The organism is Chryseobacterium sp. GW823-FHT05E08, assembly GCF_058795655.1.
Genome location: NZ_JBXAHY010000005.1, coordinates 133,261 through 148,771 on the forward strand (window position 1 = coordinate 133,261; position 15,511 = coordinate 148,771).

At 33.7% G+C, this 15,511-nt stretch carries 15 protein-coding genes; 5 read left to right on the plus strand and 10 right to left on the minus strand.

The genetic code is table 11. The annotated features are described in order from the left end of the window. The first annotated feature begins 64 nt into the window (after nucleotides 1-64). The gene (locus AC1Q7L_RS17290; protein ID WP_492307168.1) at nucleotides 65-1,519 is read left to right on the plus strand and encodes a sigma 54-interacting transcriptional regulator; all 1,455 of its coding nucleotides are present in this window, start codon (nucleotides 65-67) and stop codon (nucleotides 1,517-1,519) included. 295 nt (nucleotides 1,520-1,814) lie between these two features. Here the strand turns inward: AC1Q7L_RS17290 and AC1Q7L_RS17295 are convergent, their stop codons facing one another. From AC1Q7L_RS17295 to AC1Q7L_RS17315, 5 genes are all read right to left on the minus strand, one after another. Further along, nucleotides 1,815-2,627, minus strand: coding sequence for a siderophore-interacting protein (locus tag AC1Q7L_RS17295; protein ID WP_492307167.1), 813 nt, complete (start codon nucleotides 2,625-2,627; stop codon nucleotides 1,815-1,817). A gap of 131 nt (nucleotides 2,628-2,758) precedes the next feature. After that, the gene (locus tag AC1Q7L_RS17300) at nucleotides 2,759-4,420 is read right to left on the minus strand and encodes an MFS transporter (protein ID WP_492307166.1); all 1,662 of its coding nucleotides are present in this window, start codon (nucleotides 4,418-4,420) and stop codon (nucleotides 2,759-2,761) included. Between the two features lie 39 nt (nucleotides 4,421-4,459). Then, nucleotides 4,460-5,575, minus strand: a complete 1,116-nt coding sequence (locus tag AC1Q7L_RS17305; protein ID WP_492307165.1) for an HlyD family secretion protein — start codon at nucleotides 5,573-5,575, stop codon at nucleotides 4,460-4,462. A gap of 19 nt (nucleotides 5,576-5,594) precedes the next feature. Continuing rightward, nucleotides 5,595-6,905 (minus strand): TolC family protein, encoded by a 1,311-nt coding sequence (locus AC1Q7L_RS17310; protein WP_492307164.1) that lies wholly within the window; start codon nucleotides 6,903-6,905, stop codon nucleotides 5,595-5,597. Nucleotides 6,906-6,994: 89 nt separating this feature from the next. After that, a complete protein-coding gene (locus AC1Q7L_RS17315; protein WP_492307163.1) occupies nucleotides 6,995-7,840 on the minus strand; it encodes a helix-turn-helix domain-containing protein in 846 nt (281 codons plus the stop codon). Between the two features lie 70 nt (nucleotides 7,841-7,910). Between AC1Q7L_RS17315 and AC1Q7L_RS17320 the strand changes: the two genes are divergently transcribed. Beyond that, nucleotides 7,911-8,384 (plus strand): Mpo1 family 2-hydroxy fatty acid dioxygenase, encoded by a 474-nt coding sequence (locus tag AC1Q7L_RS17320; RefSeq protein ID WP_492307162.1) that lies wholly within the window; start codon nucleotides 7,911-7,913, stop codon nucleotides 8,382-8,384. An 89-nt stretch (nucleotides 8,385-8,473) separates the two neighbouring features. Here AC1Q7L_RS17320 and AC1Q7L_RS17325 read toward each other — a convergent pair whose 3' ends face one another. Further along, nucleotides 8,474-9,541 carry a DUF2891 domain-containing protein gene (locus AC1Q7L_RS17325; protein ID WP_492307161.1) on the minus strand — a complete coding sequence of 356 codons (1,068 nt, stop codon included), beginning with the start codon at nucleotides 9,539-9,541 and terminating at the stop codon, nucleotides 8,474-8,476. A 159-nt stretch (nucleotides 9,542-9,700) separates the two neighbouring features. Between AC1Q7L_RS17325 and AC1Q7L_RS17330 the strand changes: the two genes are divergently transcribed. After that, nucleotides 9,701-10,591, plus strand: coding sequence for a DUF4349 domain-containing protein (locus AC1Q7L_RS17330; protein ID WP_492307160.1), 891 nt, complete (start codon nucleotides 9,701-9,703; stop codon nucleotides 10,589-10,591). A 54-nt stretch (nucleotides 10,592-10,645) separates the two neighbouring features. On the opposite strand, the gene AC1Q7L_RS17335 is transcribed toward AC1Q7L_RS17330, so the two are convergent. The 4 genes from AC1Q7L_RS17335 to dnaA form a co-directional block, all read right to left on the minus strand. Next, nucleotides 10,646-11,023, minus strand: coding sequence for a hypothetical protein (locus AC1Q7L_RS17335; protein WP_410693447.1), 378 nt, complete (start codon nucleotides 11,021-11,023; stop codon nucleotides 10,646-10,648). A gap of 72 nt (nucleotides 11,024-11,095) precedes the next feature. Beyond that, on the minus strand, nucleotides 11,096-11,794 hold the full coding sequence (locus tag AC1Q7L_RS17340) for an SAM-dependent methyltransferase (protein WP_410693448.1): 699 nt from the start codon (nucleotides 11,792-11,794) through the stop codon (nucleotides 11,096-11,098). Between the two features lie 39 nt (nucleotides 11,795-11,833). Beyond that, a complete protein-coding gene (locus tag AC1Q7L_RS17345; RefSeq protein ID WP_492307159.1) occupies nucleotides 11,834-12,289 on the minus strand; it encodes a low molecular weight protein-tyrosine-phosphatase in 456 nt (151 codons plus the stop codon). Nucleotides 12,290-12,405: 116 nt separating this feature from the next. Continuing rightward, nucleotides 12,406-13,860: a chromosomal replication initiator protein DnaA gene (gene dnaA, locus AC1Q7L_RS17350; RefSeq protein ID WP_072411595.1), complete on the minus strand. Its 1,455-nt coding sequence runs from the start codon at nucleotides 13,858-13,860 to the stop codon at nucleotides 12,406-12,408. 134 nt (nucleotides 13,861-13,994) lie between these two features. Here dnaA and AC1Q7L_RS17355 point away from each other — a divergent pair, with 134 nt between their 5' ends. Together AC1Q7L_RS17355 and pheA are read left to right on the plus strand one after the other, a co-directional pair. Then, nucleotides 13,995-14,405 (plus strand): acyl-CoA thioesterase, encoded by a 411-nt coding sequence (locus AC1Q7L_RS17355; protein WP_410693450.1) that lies wholly within the window; start codon nucleotides 13,995-13,997, stop codon nucleotides 14,403-14,405. A gap of 150 nt (nucleotides 14,406-14,555) precedes the next feature. Next, nucleotides 14,556-15,404, plus strand: coding sequence for a prephenate dehydratase (pheA, locus tag AC1Q7L_RS17360; protein ID WP_492307158.1), 849 nt, complete (start codon nucleotides 14,556-14,558; stop codon nucleotides 15,402-15,404). Nucleotides 15,405-15,511: the final 107 nt, after the last annotated feature.

Sequence of the window (15,511 nt, forward strand, 5' to 3'; positions counted from 1 at the left end):
TCAACTATCAACTATCAAAATTAACCCCTTCTCCATCCAACCCTCAGAAATAATAAAATTTAAAATGAAAAACGATATTACATTCAAAGAATTAAAAAATTCAGGATACGTAGATAAAACGATTAACGAAGAAATTCAGGCTAATTTAATTGCAAAAATTAAAGCTAAAGAACCTGTATTTGAAGGACTTTGGGGTTATGAAGATTCTGTAGTTCCGCAATTGAAAAAAGCTATTTTGGCTGGACATCACATTAATTTATTAGGTTTACGTGGACAGGCAAAAACCAGAATTGCAAGAAGCATGGTAAGTCTTCTTGATGAATATATGCCAATCGTGAAAGGTTCTGAAATCAATGACAGTCCATTTCATCCGATTTCAAAATATTCAAGAGATCTTATTGCTGAACTTGGTGATGAAACTCCGATTTCGTGGGTGCACCGCTCCAACCGTTTCTTTGAAAAACTGGCTACACCAGATGTGAATGTTGCAGATTTAATTGGTGACATCGATCCCATCAAAGCAGCAACTTTGAAATTACCTTATTCCGATGAACGTGTTTTACATTACGGAATGATTCCCCGCGCCAACCGCTCTATATTTGTTTTGAATGAATTACCCGATTTACAGGCTAGAATTCAGGTTTCTTTGCTTAATATTTTACAGGAAGGTGATATTCAAATCCGTGGATTTCAATTGAGAATGCCTCTTGATATTCAGTTTGTCTTTACGGCAAATCCTGAAGATTATACCAATCGTGGAAGCATTGTTACTCCATTGAAAGACAGAATTGGGTCACAAATTTTCACCCATTATCCTAAAACAATTGCTCTTGCCCGACAAATTACGGAACAGGAAGCTGCTATTTCAACTCAAGATAAATCACAGATACAGATTCCTAGTTTAGCGAAAGATCTTTTGGAACAGGTTGCTTTTGTAGCGCGTGACAGCGAATATGTTGATGCGAAAAGTGGCGTAAGTGCAAGACTTACCATCAGTGCAATGGAAAACTTAGTCGCTGCAGCAAAATTAAGATTAATTGAATCAGATGCTGAAAAAACTACGGTTCGTTTGCTTGATTTCATGTCGATTATTCCATCAATTACAGGAAAAATTGAGCTTGTATATGAAGGCGAACAAGAAGGTGCAGATTATGTCGCTAAAATACTGATTGACAAAGCAGTCATGATACAATTTGAAAACATTTTCCCACGTATTTCTAAGCTAGAAAAAGACGGAATTAAAAATCCATACACAGATTTAATTAAATGGTTTAATAAAAACCATCTTGAACTTAATTATTCTGATACAAACGAAGAATTCTACGGCAAACTCAACAGTATCAAGCCTTTAGTGGAAGTTGTTGAAGAAAATACTTCAGAACTAAGCATTGAAGATCAAAACTTCTGTAAAGAATTAGTTTTATGGGCTTTAACCATCAGTAAAAAATTAGATAAAGCTGAAAATCAAAATACTTTTACGTTTGATTCTACAGGAATTGGTCAGTTTTTGCGTAATTAAAAATAAGTTTAACCTAATTGGAAATTAACCACAAAAGACACAAAAGTTTTTAGTGCAAAATTAAAGTTTAATTATTTTTGAAAACAAAAGGTTACAAAAGAATAAAAAATCAAAGATTTTTAAAACTTATGTGTTCTTGTTTACAGTTTATATAATTAACTTAAATAAATAATGTGCTAATCTTTTGTTTCTTTTGTGGTTAAATAAAAAGTTTAAACATTTCAGAAAAAAATAAAGAACCTCAGATATAATTTTCTGAGGTTATTTTAATATTGATTTAAAACATTCTAAATTTCTATTCAACAGCATTTTTTTCCTTCTGTCTGTCAGCCTGAGATTCGTTTTCCGCAACTCCGGCTTTCCAGTAAGAATAGGCGTATAATTCCTGTTGTGTCCAATTTTTTTCTTTTCTTAAATAAGAACGAATTTCTTTTACAATTGAAAATTCTGTTGCCACATATCCGAACTTTGAAGTTTCGGGAATTTCAACAGTTTTTACTACTTGAGCTAAATCACTTTTTCCATGAGGTTCAGAATTATAAACCCAGATAAATGTAATATCAGCATTAGTTTTCAGAACCTGTTCATCTTCTTTTCCGTGAACTTCAATAATGCAGACTCCTTTTGCAGTTTCAGGAAGAGTTTCCAAAATTGCACCCAAAACGGGAATTGCCGTGCCATCTCCGACCAACAAATACCAATCAGCCTGTGGACATAATTCTTTACTTCCCAAACGCATCATCACACCCAATTTAGAGCCCACTTCTGCTTCTCTCGCCCATCTGGAGGCCGGGCCACCATCGCCATGATCTACAAAGTCGATGAGAATTTCATTTTTTTCTAAATCAATTCCGCGGTGGGTATAAGTTCTGATACTTGGAGCCAATTCTTTTGACGGGTGAATCCATTGATGATTTTCATCTAACGTTGGAAAATGGATTTCATTCAATCCTTTTGGAGGAACCGCAATTTTATTATTATCACCAATTGTGGCATCTTTAAACAAATGAACATCAGGAGAATATAGATAAACCCTGATGTAATGTTTTGTAATATATTCTTTTCTAGTAACTTCGGCAATAATCTGCCCTGTCTGAATCTTCGTCATATGATTTATTTACTTTTACAAATTTAATTTTTATTTTGTCTAAATAAAAATAATTTAACAATAAATATAAAAAGTAAAGCTCCATTTTTATGATTAAAAACAGAGCTTTACAAGTGAAAAACAAGGTATCTTTATATTGCAGATCCGGCTGCATCTTTTATATCTTCCGCAAGTTGTTTATTTTCTCTTAATCTTCTTTTTGCTATTAATGATTTTCCTTTTAAAGCTTTAATAAATCGAACATATTGGAAACGCTCTTTTCCGAAATGATGGGTAAGAACATAAATTAAAATACCAAAACCAGCCAAAACAATGTAACCGAAAATCTTTTTATTGGAAGCAATTATCGCGTTCAGTTGAATCGTTTTCATATTGGCCGCGACATTTTGTGAAGTCACCGTCAAACCATCCATATACACTGCTAAATCTCCCAAACTTACGACCTGAAACTGATATTGAAACCACGAAAATATCGCAGAAAAAAAAGCAACTGTAAGAAAAGTTCTCCAAACTAAAGCCATTCCGATTGCGGCCAGCATTTCATTTAATTCTAATTTATCCAATGTGTAATACCAAACCGAGATGAATAACGCTGTCATTCCGAAACCTTTTAAAAACATGGGCAGATACCAGCTTTCATAATTGAATTCCAACACCATCGAAAAATACATCACAATTGAATATCCCAGCATCGCGGAAAATCCTGAAAAGACATACATTTTTAAAGGTTTGTCTTTTTTAAACCAAAATACAGCGATAATTCCAGCCAAAATGATTCCTGGAATCATCAGGATATTTAATTTTGCATTGGTTAATTGGTCATACCCCAAAACTCCGACTGCAAAAATATTCTGAAGCGAAGTCGTTCCCAAAAACATTCCCAGACACAAAAGCATGAATAATCCGTGCATCACATTGTTTTTTGAAAATGTTTTAAAAGATAAATAAGGTCTTTTCAAATGCGTCTGTCTTGTCACCAAAAGTGTAAAACTTACAAAAGCAGCGATACTTGCATTAATAATTTTCGTTGAATTAAGCCAGTCCTGTTGTTTTCCGAATGCCAAAACATATGCCGAAAACATAAACGTTGATGTAAACAGAATAATGCTCAACCAATCGATATAATGTAAAGGAACTTTTAAAGCAAAATATTGATTATGCATAAAAATCCACTGCAACAGCGCCAATACAAAACATAAAATAGAGATAATGATAAAAAACTGCTGCCAGTTATATAAAATAGAAACCTCAACTGCATAATATGCCGCAATTTGATTCATCACAAGAATAAATGAATAGAAAACACCATAAAACATTCCTCGGTTTCCTATCATTGCCATTACCGGTAAAAATATTTCTATCGCAACGATCATTTTAAAAAAACCTAAAATCAATGAGCTTCCGATAATAACTGCTGGTTCTGAGGTTGTTGCATTAATGTAATTCAATATTCCTAAAAGAACCAAAACCAATGTAATTTTATCACGGATTTTGAATCTCATTTTTAATCTTAAAACAATCGGCATCGCCGCTCCCATCCCGATCGTTGTTGCGTAATTTGCGAACATATAATATTCCGAAAGTGCACCCGTTCCGCCTACCATAAAACTGATATTTCCGGTGTAAACTCCACCAAGCGGCATCACAACTGTCATTAATAAAATAATCAATAAAAGTTGTACAGGTTTTGGCACCCAATCGTGGTATAATCCTTTGTTGTACATGATTTTTTTTAATATTTTTGTAGAGGATGGAAGTTTGAAGATGGAAGCCGGAAGTTTTCCACGCTGCATCAACTTCCTTCTTCCCACATCCAGCTTCCTACCAAAAAACTATTTATTAATTTGAATATTCATATTCATTCCTGCGCTCAGCTTTTCTACATTTTCTTTGTTGTTCGAAGCTGTAAACTCAATTCTTACAGGAATTCTTTGCTGAACTTTGATGAAATTACCCGTAGAATTATCTGTCGGTACATTTGAATATCTTGATCCTGTTGCTGCTGAAATTGCGGTCACCACACCTTCAAATTTCTGTCCGCCCAAGGCATCTGCCGTCATCATCATTTTTTCACCGATCTTAATGTTCGGCATTTGGCTTTCCAGGAAGTTGGCGGTTACCCATTTTTGTCCGTTTAAAACGATCGTTGCAACTTGCTGTCCCGGTTGTATTAATTGACCTTCGGAAATCATCCTTCTTCCCATTATACCGTCGTAAGGAGCTGTAATTACGGTATAAGAAAGATTAATTTTGGCCATATCCAAAGCTGATTTTGTTCTTTTAATTTCAGCATCAATAATTCCAAATTTGCTTTTTACTTCCGTTGTTGAGAGATTGGCAGATTGTTTTTGATTAATGAATGTTTCGTAAGCTGCTTTTTGAGCATCATATTCCGTTTTTATCTGATCATATTGCTGTCTTGTCACCGCTTCCGAAGCCAATAAATTTTTATATCTGTTTAAATTTTGTTCAGCATTCCAAAGCCTTGCTTTTGCCCCTGCAATATTAGATTCCATCACATTCACGTTATTAGAAACTGTGTTTACAGAAGAACCCGTTGCAACGCGCTGAGCCAATGCATTTTGATAGGCAGCTTCCGCCTGTCCGATTTGCGTTAAAATTTCACGATCATCCAAAATAACTAAAGTATCTCCTTTTTTAACTTTTTGATGCTCAATGAATTTAATATCTTTAATATAAGCTGAAACCCGCGTATTGATAGGATTAATAAATTCCTCAACCTGAGCTGCTTCCGTATATGTTTTATCTCCAATATGAAAATATTGAGCAATCAGCCAATACAATCCAAAACCCACAATTGCAAATACAACAATATTTGAAATGATGGCTTTTATTTTATTTTTCTTTCTTTCTTTTTTATTGGCAGTACCTCCCGTATTTGTCGGAGCTTGCTGTGTATTTTGAGTATTTTCTTCCTTGTTTTCCATTGTTTTGAGTTTTAAAAAATTAAAGCGTTCCTGTAGATTTCAAAAGATTGTAATATTGATACAATACATTGATCTCAGCATTCGCAAAATCCAGTTCAGATTGTAGTTTTTGGTTTTGAGCATCGATCATTTCGGCCTGTACAGCCAATTGATTCAGATATTTAGCTTCCGTAATTTTGTAGTTTTCTTCAGCTAATAACTTAGCATCATTCAGAATATCCGCTTGTTGGATTGATTCCTGATATTTTACATACGCAGCATTCACTCCCATATCTATATTTTGCTGAACCAAAGTCATGGCATCATTAGCCTGATTTTTTTGCAGTTCTCCAAGCTTCACTCTTTCTTTCGTTTTATACAGATTATCAATATTATAGCTCAAAGAAATACCTGTTTGCCAACCTCCGGAATACATATCCAGAACAGGGTTTCTCGTGGTAATTGGTCTTTGTAAAGTATAACCTCCGAAACCTGCTATTGTAGGCATTTTATCTGTTTTAATGATTTCAATATTTTTATCTGCAACATCAATATTGGTCTTCGCAGATTTCATTTGTGGATTGCTGTTATGTGCTAAATCAAAATAATAATCCATCCCGATTCCAGATTCTTTGTTAGTTAAACTTTCAATCGGAATAATCTCAGTATCAGAAGGTAAACCTAAAGCGATACTTAAATTATAATTAAGTATTTTCTTGTTATTTGCTAACGTTAAAATTCCCTGATCTAAGTTTTTGATGGCCAATTCTCCTCGAATTACTTCGTTTCGGGTAACCATTCCCTGTTGATAGAACTTTTGAATATTTTTCAAACGTTCCAGAGCCAGCTTTTTGTTATTTTGAAAAACCGATTCCTGATTTAAAATTTTATAGACATCTAAATAATTAGAGATTACTAAAAATTTCACATCCTGTTTGTTTTTCTCCAAATCCAATTCTGATAATTGCTCACGAAGTCCGGCCATTTCAATAGACTTATTGACCAATCCACCTTTAAAAATCAGTTGAGTCGCCTGAACCGCGTAAGAACTTCCATAATGCGGCATCGGAATGTTTGTAGAGTTTGAAAAATCCTTGTCGATTGCCAAAACGTTCCCCAAATAAAACTGACTTGTAGAAGCCGTAATTGTAGGTAGTTTCTGCAGTTTTGTAACATTCGTATTTTGTTTCGCAATGTCGATATTCTGTGCCGAAACCTTTAATTGCTGATGATTTTGTAGTGCCAGTTCGGCGACTTCATTCGCTGTCAGCTGTTTAATTTCTTGTGAAAAAAACAGCGCAGGAAATAGTGCTATCACGAGTAATAGAGCTGTTTTTATATTCTTAACCATTTTACCTTGTTTTACGAGTACAAAGTTACGGCAGTGATGAAGTCAAACAAATGTTTGAGAATTGGAAAAAGATGTTCAAATGTAGGATTTTAACTTTCGAATTGATTTCGATATTGGCTCGGACTTACCTCCAAATGCTTCTTAAAAAAGTGAGAAAACGAGTATTGATCACTAAATCCCAAGATAGACGAAATCTCTGAAACAGGCTTATTTGAAGAGTTTAGAAGAACTTTTGCTTCATTGATTACAATTAAAGCAATGATGTGGCTCGCCGACTTCCCCGTAATAGTCTTCACCACCGAGGAAAGATGTCTGGTTGTAATTGATTGACGTTCGGCGTAAAACTCTACCGTTCGCTGTGTAAGATGGTGCTCGGAAAGCTCAGTCAGGAAATTAAAAACAATCTCTTCCTGTCTCGACATCTGGCTCATCGAATTATTATCTTCTTTAGAAATAATCCCCGCCATTTGATAGCAAAACACTGAGAATAAATGTTCTACCATTTCTTTTTTGTACGTCATTTCGGTAGGAGAATCAAGAATGTATTTCAGAAAGTTGACACTTTTCCAGACAACATCCATTTCATCCTGCAGAAAAGGAACGCCAATATTCATCTGTTGTCTAAAGTAACGATAGGTAATTAATCTATTGAATTTCAATGATAAAGCTGAAATAAAATCTCTTTTATAAGAAACCATTCTCGATTGAAAATCATCGCTTACAGAAACCATTTCATACACAGTTTGCGGATCTGTAACCATAAACATATTGGCGGAAAGTTCCAAGTCACTGAAGTGCTGACGAAGCTTTATTGTCCCCGTTTTAATGAAGATAAAAGCAGGGTTATCAGGTCGAAAAGGCTTATCGGCAGAGATCCTTTCGAAAATATTATGTTGCGTAAAAATCTCTACTCCAAACTTTTCTAAGACAGACATAACACAAATGTAAGCAATATGCTCTGCGATTACAAAATTTTATTAATTTAGTATTTTCCAAATTCCTATTATGAGAAAGATTGATTTACTATTTGCAGAATATGCCGAAAGCCATAGAAACTCAACCAATAAGCTGATTCATTGGATATGTGTTCCTTTGATTTTCTGGACGATTTTGGGGTTTATTTCTATTATTCCGTCAATGTCAATTTGCTTTAGATATATCGGCTGTATCAGTTATGTAAGTCTTTTTGCCATGCTTTTAGTAACCATATTTTACATGAGACTTTCTTTTTTTATTGGCCTGATTATGCTTTTTGTAATGACTTTAATGGAGAGTTTCGCTTATGGAATCAATATCCGTTTTAAAGAAAATTCATGGATTGTTTATCTTGCCGTTTTCATCGTCACTTGGATTTTACAGTTTGTAGGCCATAAAATTGAGGGTAAAAAACCGTCTTTCCTAAAAGATCTACAGTTTCTTTTAATTGGACCAATCTGGCTTCTAAGTTTTGTACTTAAAAAACTGGGAATCAAGTATTAGGCATCTTTGTTTTTAGGTCGGAAGCTGGATGCCGGAAGATAGAAGTTTTTTCACACTGCAAAACTTCACTCTTCCATCTTCGACCCTTTTTAATCTTCCAAAGCATAAACTGCAAAACTAGAGAGCCAATGATCACCACCATAATTCCCTTGGAAAAGGAGTGGAAGTCCGTTGTTTAAAAATACAGTTGCCGTTTTTTGGAATTCCTTTTTTAATGGATGATTATTGGGAAGAGATTTTGCAATTCCTTTCATACACCATGCTTTTGTAAAAGATAAACCAACCAAATGAACGGTTTGATAATCAGACAAATCGCTTACAACAGGAATTTTTTCGATATTCTCTAAACTTCGTTTTTCGTAGAAATTATTTAACCATTTTACAAATTCTTGTTGAGGGAGAACTCTTCTCATTAAATCTGCAATTTCCAAACTTGGCGAGAAGAAATCTGAACCGTCCGGCTCCAAATAAGCAGGTGTTTTGGTATTATTTAAGTAAAAATATTTCGCTCTTTCTATTAATTGACTTTCAAAAATCTTATCACCCGTTGCTCTAGCCCAATCGAGTGCAAAAACCATTGCAAAAGCCGTATTCGGGTGAACCCCGGTTCTGTTTGGATACGTTTGTTTAGGCAAATAAGCCTTCCATGAACTTAAAATTTTATCCGTTAAAGGTTTTAAATTCTCATGCCAGATTTTAGCTTTAGGATTATCCCAAGTCGCTAATTCTTCATCAAGCTTAAGCACCCAAGCCCAACCATAAGTTCTTTCAAATGTTGTTGTTAACTGATATTTGGTGAAATAATCAGCTTCTTTTTGAAGATTTTCTTTTTGAAATGAGTTTTCAAGAATCTTTTCAATACCTTTTGCATTAGCCAAATTAGGCTTTGTTTTCAGCAATCTAACCAACATCCAATGTCCATGGACAGAGCTGTGCCAATCAAAACAGCCATAAAAACTGGGATGAAGGTCTTTTGGAGTAAGAGGAACCTCCTTCTCATTATTAATGATATGTGCTGTTTTATTCGGATATTCCTGATTGATGCAATGAATGGGCTTATCCGCCAATTTCATCGCCATTTCATCAGTAAGTTTTGGAACTTCCTGAGCGTACATCAAAAATGGAGAAAATACTAATGCTAAAAGACTCTTTTTCATTCAATAAAAATATAAAATAATTTGATTTTTTAATGATTTAAACAAATAAAAACCTTCACAACTAAAACATTTCCATTAATTAACATCAATTACTGAAAATTTCTCATAAAATTGCAATTTCAAGCATAGTTTTTGATAAGAATTCATCAAAATTTATATATGAGAAAATTATTTATCTTTTTATTTTGCCTTACTCTTATCCATTGTAATAAACAGGAACCCATTCAAGTAAAAGCTGATTTAGCAGAAGTCCTTGAGGAAAAACCTTCTGATAAATATCTTCCGCCTCCTCCTCCGCCACCAAAAGAAGAAATCCCTAAAAATTACGCACCAACCGCTACTTCAATATCGAATACAACAGAAAATAAATCTCAAAAAGACACAGATATTATTTCAAAGAAAGTAATCAAAAATGGCAATTTGATCATTCAGGTTGGAGATATTAAAAAAGCTCAGAACCAGACCACTGAAATTTTAAATAAAACCCAAGCTTACATTCAAAAAGAAGAATTCCGAAATACAGATACTGATGAAAATTTAAATTTGGTTATTCGTGTTCCACACAAGAATTTTGATGCACTGATTAATTCATTCTCCGATGAAATGGGTTCTGTTTTGTCTAAAAATATTTCATCCGATGATGTTACAGAAGAATATACAGATGTTTCTATTAAGCTAGCGAATAAGAAAATCTACCTTGAAAAGTATAGAGATATGCTTAAAAGTGCTGCAACGACAAAGGATATTCTTGAAATTCAGGAAAATATCCGCGAATTGGAAGATGAAATTGATGTTTCGGAAGGCAGACTTCGTTTCATTGATGATCGAGTGAATTACAGCACTTTGAATTTAAGTTTATATAAAGAAAAAGTGAGAAGTTCAGCTACTTCTAAAATTGGTTTTGGAAGCCGTTTTGGTGACTCAATTACGGAAGGCTGGAATAGTTTTGTGAGTTTCGTATTGGGAATTATTTCATTTTGGCCATTCTTTTTATTAATTCCATTAATTATTTTCCTTTGGAGAAAATGGAGAACGAAAAGAAAAAAATAAATAAAAATCCGGATATTGATTAATATTCGGATTTTGTATTTTTAGTTTAAAAACTTAAGCATTAAAGTGATTTTTCACCGTTTCTAAAACCTGTTCATCAGACATCTGTTGTGCAGTATCCAATGTAATATCCAGATTTTTGAACTGAGCTGTATCATGTAGATAATGTTTCAATTCTTCCTGAATCTGTCCCGGGCCTGTAATATAAACCTCCTGAGAATTGGTTAATAAATGCTCTACTTCTTTAAAGAATTTCACTTTATTCGTTCTTTCAGCGTTGTTTCCTGCGTTTTCACTTGAATTTCCGTGTTGTATTTCTGCTTTCACCGGACTGCAAAGAAAAAACTTAAATGCATTTTGAGCATCATGATTTTTTACAACTACAGCTTTCTCGCTGTCGATCCAAAGTCCTGCTAATTTTTTTTCAGACATAATTTAATTTTTTGATGTTATGCTGGTTAATACACAAGAATGATGCAAAGCTTACGTTAACGCATGTTAAAGTTATTTACCTAAAACGAAAACAGCCGGAATTTTATGAAGTTCAGGTTTTTGTTTCTGCCATTCTTTTATCGTTTTTGTTTTGATAAATTCATGTTCAGGATCATTGATATTGGCAGCGATACAAAGCTTTGTATTGGGAGAAAGAAATTTAGTCAGATCTTCAAAAAGGGCATTATTTCTATAAGGAGTTTCCATAAAGATTTGTGAATATCCAGTTCGCTGAACTAGGCCTTCCAACTGTAAAATTTGCTTTTTCTTTTCCCCTTTTTCAATCGGTAAATATCCATTAAAACTAAATTCCTGTCCATTAAAACCACTTGAAATTAAAGCCAAAATAATTGACGAAGGTCCTGAAATTGGGATAACACGAATGTTTTTTTCGTGACACCATTTCACAATCAGGTTTCCGGGATCGGCAATACATGGAAGACCGGCTTCGGAAAGAAGACCGAAATCTTGTCCTTTCAACATTAATTCCTGAGCTTCTTTGATATCTTTATTTTCGGTGTATTTATCTAATAAAAACAGTTTTAAATCTGATTGTTTTTTCTCTGGAGCAAAGAATTTAACCACCTTTCTTGCGGTCTTTTCATTCTCTACAAAGAAATAGTCCGTCTGCATGATATAGTCTTTCAAAACAGGCGAAAAGTGAGTAATAGAAGTATTTTCAGATAAATAAGCCGGTAGTAAAAAAAGCATTTTTATTAGAATTATAAGTTATTAATTATACGTTTGTTGCTAGTTGTTTGTTTTTAGTTGATTGAGAATTGCATCGCAACCCTTATCAAGCAATTGGAAAACATTTTCAAAATCATTCATATCGCCCCAATATGGATCGGGAACTTCTGAATTTTTAAGATTTCCTGTATCTTCTAAAAATAATGAAATTTTTTGACGCTGTTCATCATTTTTAGTTTTTGAAATTACATCTTCATATACCCGATGATCCATGCAATAGATCTTATCAAAAGTTTCAAAATCTGAGCTTACAATTGGTCTTGATTGCTGTTTTGAAATATCAACTCCATGGTTCTCAGCAGTTTTTACAGCTCTTTTATCAGGATGTTCACCTTCATGCATTGAAATTGTACCTGCCGAATCTACAAAGAAATTTTCAGGAAGCTTTGTTTTCATAATTCCTTCTGCCAAAGGACTTCTGCAAATATTTCCCAGACAGACCATCAGTATTTTCATGCTATTGAATTTAAAGATTGAAAAATTTAATGCTTACAATATTTTCTTCTGACAAAACTAAATAAAAAATGAAGAATAAAAATTATTCTTCATTTCCTTTATTTTAATTAAAAATATTAATGTTTGATTCTTTCAGCAAGATCCTTAACGTATTTTTTAACTTCCTTGTCGATCTTGGAAACATCTTTAATCGTGTCGCAGGCATACATTACGGTAGAGTGGTCTTTTCCGCCCATTTCTTCACCAATTTTAGTGAATGTAGCATTGGTAAGTTCTTTCGCAAAATACATCGCCAATTGTCTTGGAAGTGCGATCTCTCTTTTTCTTGTTTTAGATAAAAGCTGCTCTCTTTTGATTCCGAAATAATCACATACAACATCCTGAATATAAGGAATATTGATGATTTTTTTCTGGTTGGCAGCAATCTTATTGATTGTATCTTTTAATAACTCAAGACTTAATTCAGATTTGTAAATCGTAGAATAAGCAATTACAGAATTAATAACTCCGATAAGCTCTCTTACGTTGGTTTTAGCTTCAGCAGCAAGGAAATCCAACATATCTTCTGTAAGAACGATCCCGTCTCTGCTTAATTTATCAACGATAATTTTCTTACGCGTCTGTAAATCCGGAGATTTTATTTCTGCAGAAAGTCCCCATTTGAAACGGGAAACAATTCTGTCCTGAATATCCATAATATCAACAGGAGCCTTATCAGAAGTAAGGATAATCTGTTTTCCATTTTGATGCAAATAGTCAAAAATGTGGAAGAAACTATCCTGAGTAGCAGATTTTCCGGAAAGGAACTGAATATCATCAATAATCAGAACATCCACCATCTGGTAAAAGTTTGCAAATTCCGTCTGTTTGTGTGCTTTTGCAGCTGAAATAAACTGTTGAATGAATTTTTCAGAAGACAAATAAAGAACCACTTTATCAGGAAACTGACTTTTAACTTCCAAACCAACCGCTTGCCCTAAGTGCGTTTTTCCAACTCCATAACCTCCATATAAAAATAATGGGTTGAAAGCCGTTGCACCAGGTCTTTTTGCGATAGATCTTGCTACCGTTGCAGCAAATTTGTTGCTTTCTCCTTCAACATAATTATCGAAAGAAAAATCAGATTTTAAATTAGAATCAATGTTTATTTTCTTGATTCCAGGAACTACGAAAGGGTTTACAATATTCGAAGAAAAACCCTGAGGCATTGTTTCCTGCATTTTCGGAGTAGGAACGCTTTTCCCTTTCATGTTCATTGTAACGGGCTTTTCTAAACCATTTGGTTTATTTTCCATTACAGAGTACCACAATTTCACTCCTTTACCTATATTTTTTTTCAGGGCAGCAGAAAGTAAGGATAGGTAATTATCCTCAATATATTCCTTGTAAAAATCACTCGGAACCATCAGCGTAAGGTTGTTATCAACCAATGAAATTGGCTGAACCTTATCAAATAATAGATCGAAAGATTTCTCAAGTTTTTTTAGATCAGAACTATCTTCAGCTGCGTTAAGATTGTCACGCATAAACTGAAGGCACCTCTGCCATATCATCATTAAATTGTCATCCATTTTTATGCCCCGATTAATTTCTTGGTTAGTACTTTTTAGAAGGAAGACAAAGGTCGAATTTTTTATCTGATAAAAAAATTTTGGAGGTATTGATTATTTAAAAATATATTTGTATGTATAATTAAGCATTAAAAATGATACACACAACACACACAATACGAGTACGTTACGGAGAAACAGACCCAATGAAATACGTCTATTATGGTAACTACGCAGAATACTTTGAAATTGGCAGAGTTGAACTTTTTCGAAGCATAGGAATGTCATATGATGAGATTGAAAGTCAGGGAATTTGGCTCCCCGTTTCGGAGTATAAAATTAAGTATTTGAAGCCCGCTTTGTATGACCAAGAATTAGAAATTCATACCTTCATAAAAAAAATTCCGGGGGTGAAAATTGAATTTTTTTACGAAATTTACAATGCGGAGCATATTAAAATCACCGAGGCATCTACCACTTTATTTTTTTTAGATGCAAAATTGAATAAAATTATTAAGTGTCCCGATGCTCTTATGAAACTTATTGAAGAAAACTGGAAACCGTAGAATTTAGGGTTTAGGGTTTAGGGTTTAGGGTTTAGGGTTTAGGGTTTAGGGTTTAGGGTTTAGGGTTTAGTAAAAATCCTGAGTTTAAATTTTTATTGCCATATTTGAACTTTGATTCAAGAAAATAGAGAATTTAATTTATAAAATATGATGAAGATTGCATTTTTGGGTCCTCACGCAAGTTTTACACAGCTCGCAACTGCCCAATTATTTCCAAATGAAGAACTTTTACCACAGGCTAATATTTTAGACTGTTTCAATGCAGTGGAGAAAGGTGAAGTAGATAAAGCGGTGGTTCCGTTAGAAAATTCAATAGAGGGGACTGTTTCGATGACGTTGGATTATTTATATAAGACCTCTTTGATAAAAATTGAAGCCGAAGCTGTAATGCCGATTGCTCACCACTTAATGATTCACCCTGACAATAATGCTAATGAAATCGAGAAAATTTATTCTCATCCACAAGCGTTGGCTCAGAGTTTTCATTTTTTAGATACGGAGTATAAAGAAGTACAAAGACAGGACTTCTCTTCCACCGCAGCCGCTGCAAAATATATTTCTGAACATCCTGAACTTAAAAGAGCGGCAGTTGCCAATCAGTTTGCTGCCAATTTGTATGGATTGAAAATTATCAATCGTAATATTCAGGATTTTGAACAAAATCATACCCGCTTTATTATTATATCAAAACGTAATGATATATATAATAATGATAAACTTGAAGTAATTGGTGAAAAATCCGGACTACTAATTACCTTGCCGGAAGACCATGCAGGAGGTCTGCATCAGGTATTATCTGTTTTTGCTTGGAGAAAAATGAATTTAAGCAAAATAGAATCAAGAACGTTAAAAACAGGTCTTGGAAATTATTTCTTCTACATTAATGTTGCCGGAAAATGGGATGCCGTTTTACATGAAAATGCATTGGAAGAATTAAAATCAATTAACGCAAACGTAGATTTTCTTGGAAATTATAAAGAATTTCTTCTAGAGAGTTAAAGTCACAAATTTTCTCAATTATAAGCAATACTGTCATATTTCATGACAGTATTATTTTTTTTCAATTAAAATAATTAACCATTTGGTGATTTATTGATTGAATTTTT

Coding starts and splice junctions, on each gene's coding strand:
- AC1Q7L_RS17305 (WP_492307165.1), bottom strand. CDS start 5,575: ATGGAAAACAAGGAAGAAAATACTCAAAATACACAGCAAGCTCCGACA.
- pheA (WP_492307158.1), top strand. CDS start 14,556: ATGAAGATTGCATTTTTGGGTCCTCACGCAAGTTTTACACAGCTCGCA.
- AC1Q7L_RS17290 (WP_492307168.1), top strand. CDS start 65: ATGAAAAACGATATTACATTCAAAGAATTAAAAAATTCAGGATACGTA.
- AC1Q7L_RS17340 (WP_410693448.1), bottom strand. CDS start 11,794: ATGCTTTTTTTACTACCGGCTTATTTATCTGAAAATACTTCTATTACT.
- AC1Q7L_RS17330 (WP_492307160.1), top strand. CDS start 9,701: ATGAGAAAATTATTTATCTTTTTATTTTGCCTTACTCTTATCCATTGT.
- AC1Q7L_RS17295 (WP_492307167.1), bottom strand. CDS start 2,627: ATGACGAAGATTCAGACAGGGCAGATTATTGCCGAAGTTACTAGAAAA.
- AC1Q7L_RS17315 (WP_492307163.1), bottom strand. CDS start 7,840: ATGTCTGTCTTAGAAAAGTTTGGAGTAGAGATTTTTACGCAACATAAT.
- AC1Q7L_RS17325 (WP_492307161.1), bottom strand. CDS start 9,541: ATGAAAAAGAGTCTTTTAGCATTAGTATTTTCTCCATTTTTGATGTAC.
- AC1Q7L_RS17355 (WP_410693450.1), top strand. CDS start 13,995: ATGATACACACAACACACACAATACGAGTACGTTACGGAGAAACAGAC.
- dnaA (WP_072411595.1), bottom strand. CDS start 13,860: ATGGATGACAATTTAATGATGATATGGCAGAGGTGCCTTCAGTTTATG.
- AC1Q7L_RS17310 (WP_492307164.1), bottom strand. CDS start 6,905: ATGGTTAAGAATATAAAAACAGCTCTATTACTCGTGATAGCACTATTT.
- AC1Q7L_RS17335 (WP_410693447.1), bottom strand. CDS start 11,023: ATGTCTGAAAAAAAATTAGCAGGACTTTGGATCGACAGCGAGAAAGCT.
- AC1Q7L_RS17300 (WP_492307166.1), bottom strand. CDS start 4,420: ATGCAGCGTGGAAAACTTCCGGCTTCCATCTTCAAACTTCCATCCTCT.
- AC1Q7L_RS17345 (WP_492307159.1), bottom strand. CDS start 12,289: ATGAAAATACTGATGGTCTGTCTGGGAAATATTTGCAGAAGTCCTTTG.
- AC1Q7L_RS17320 (WP_492307162.1), top strand. CDS start 7,911: ATGAGAAAGATTGATTTACTATTTGCAGAATATGCCGAAAGCCATAGA.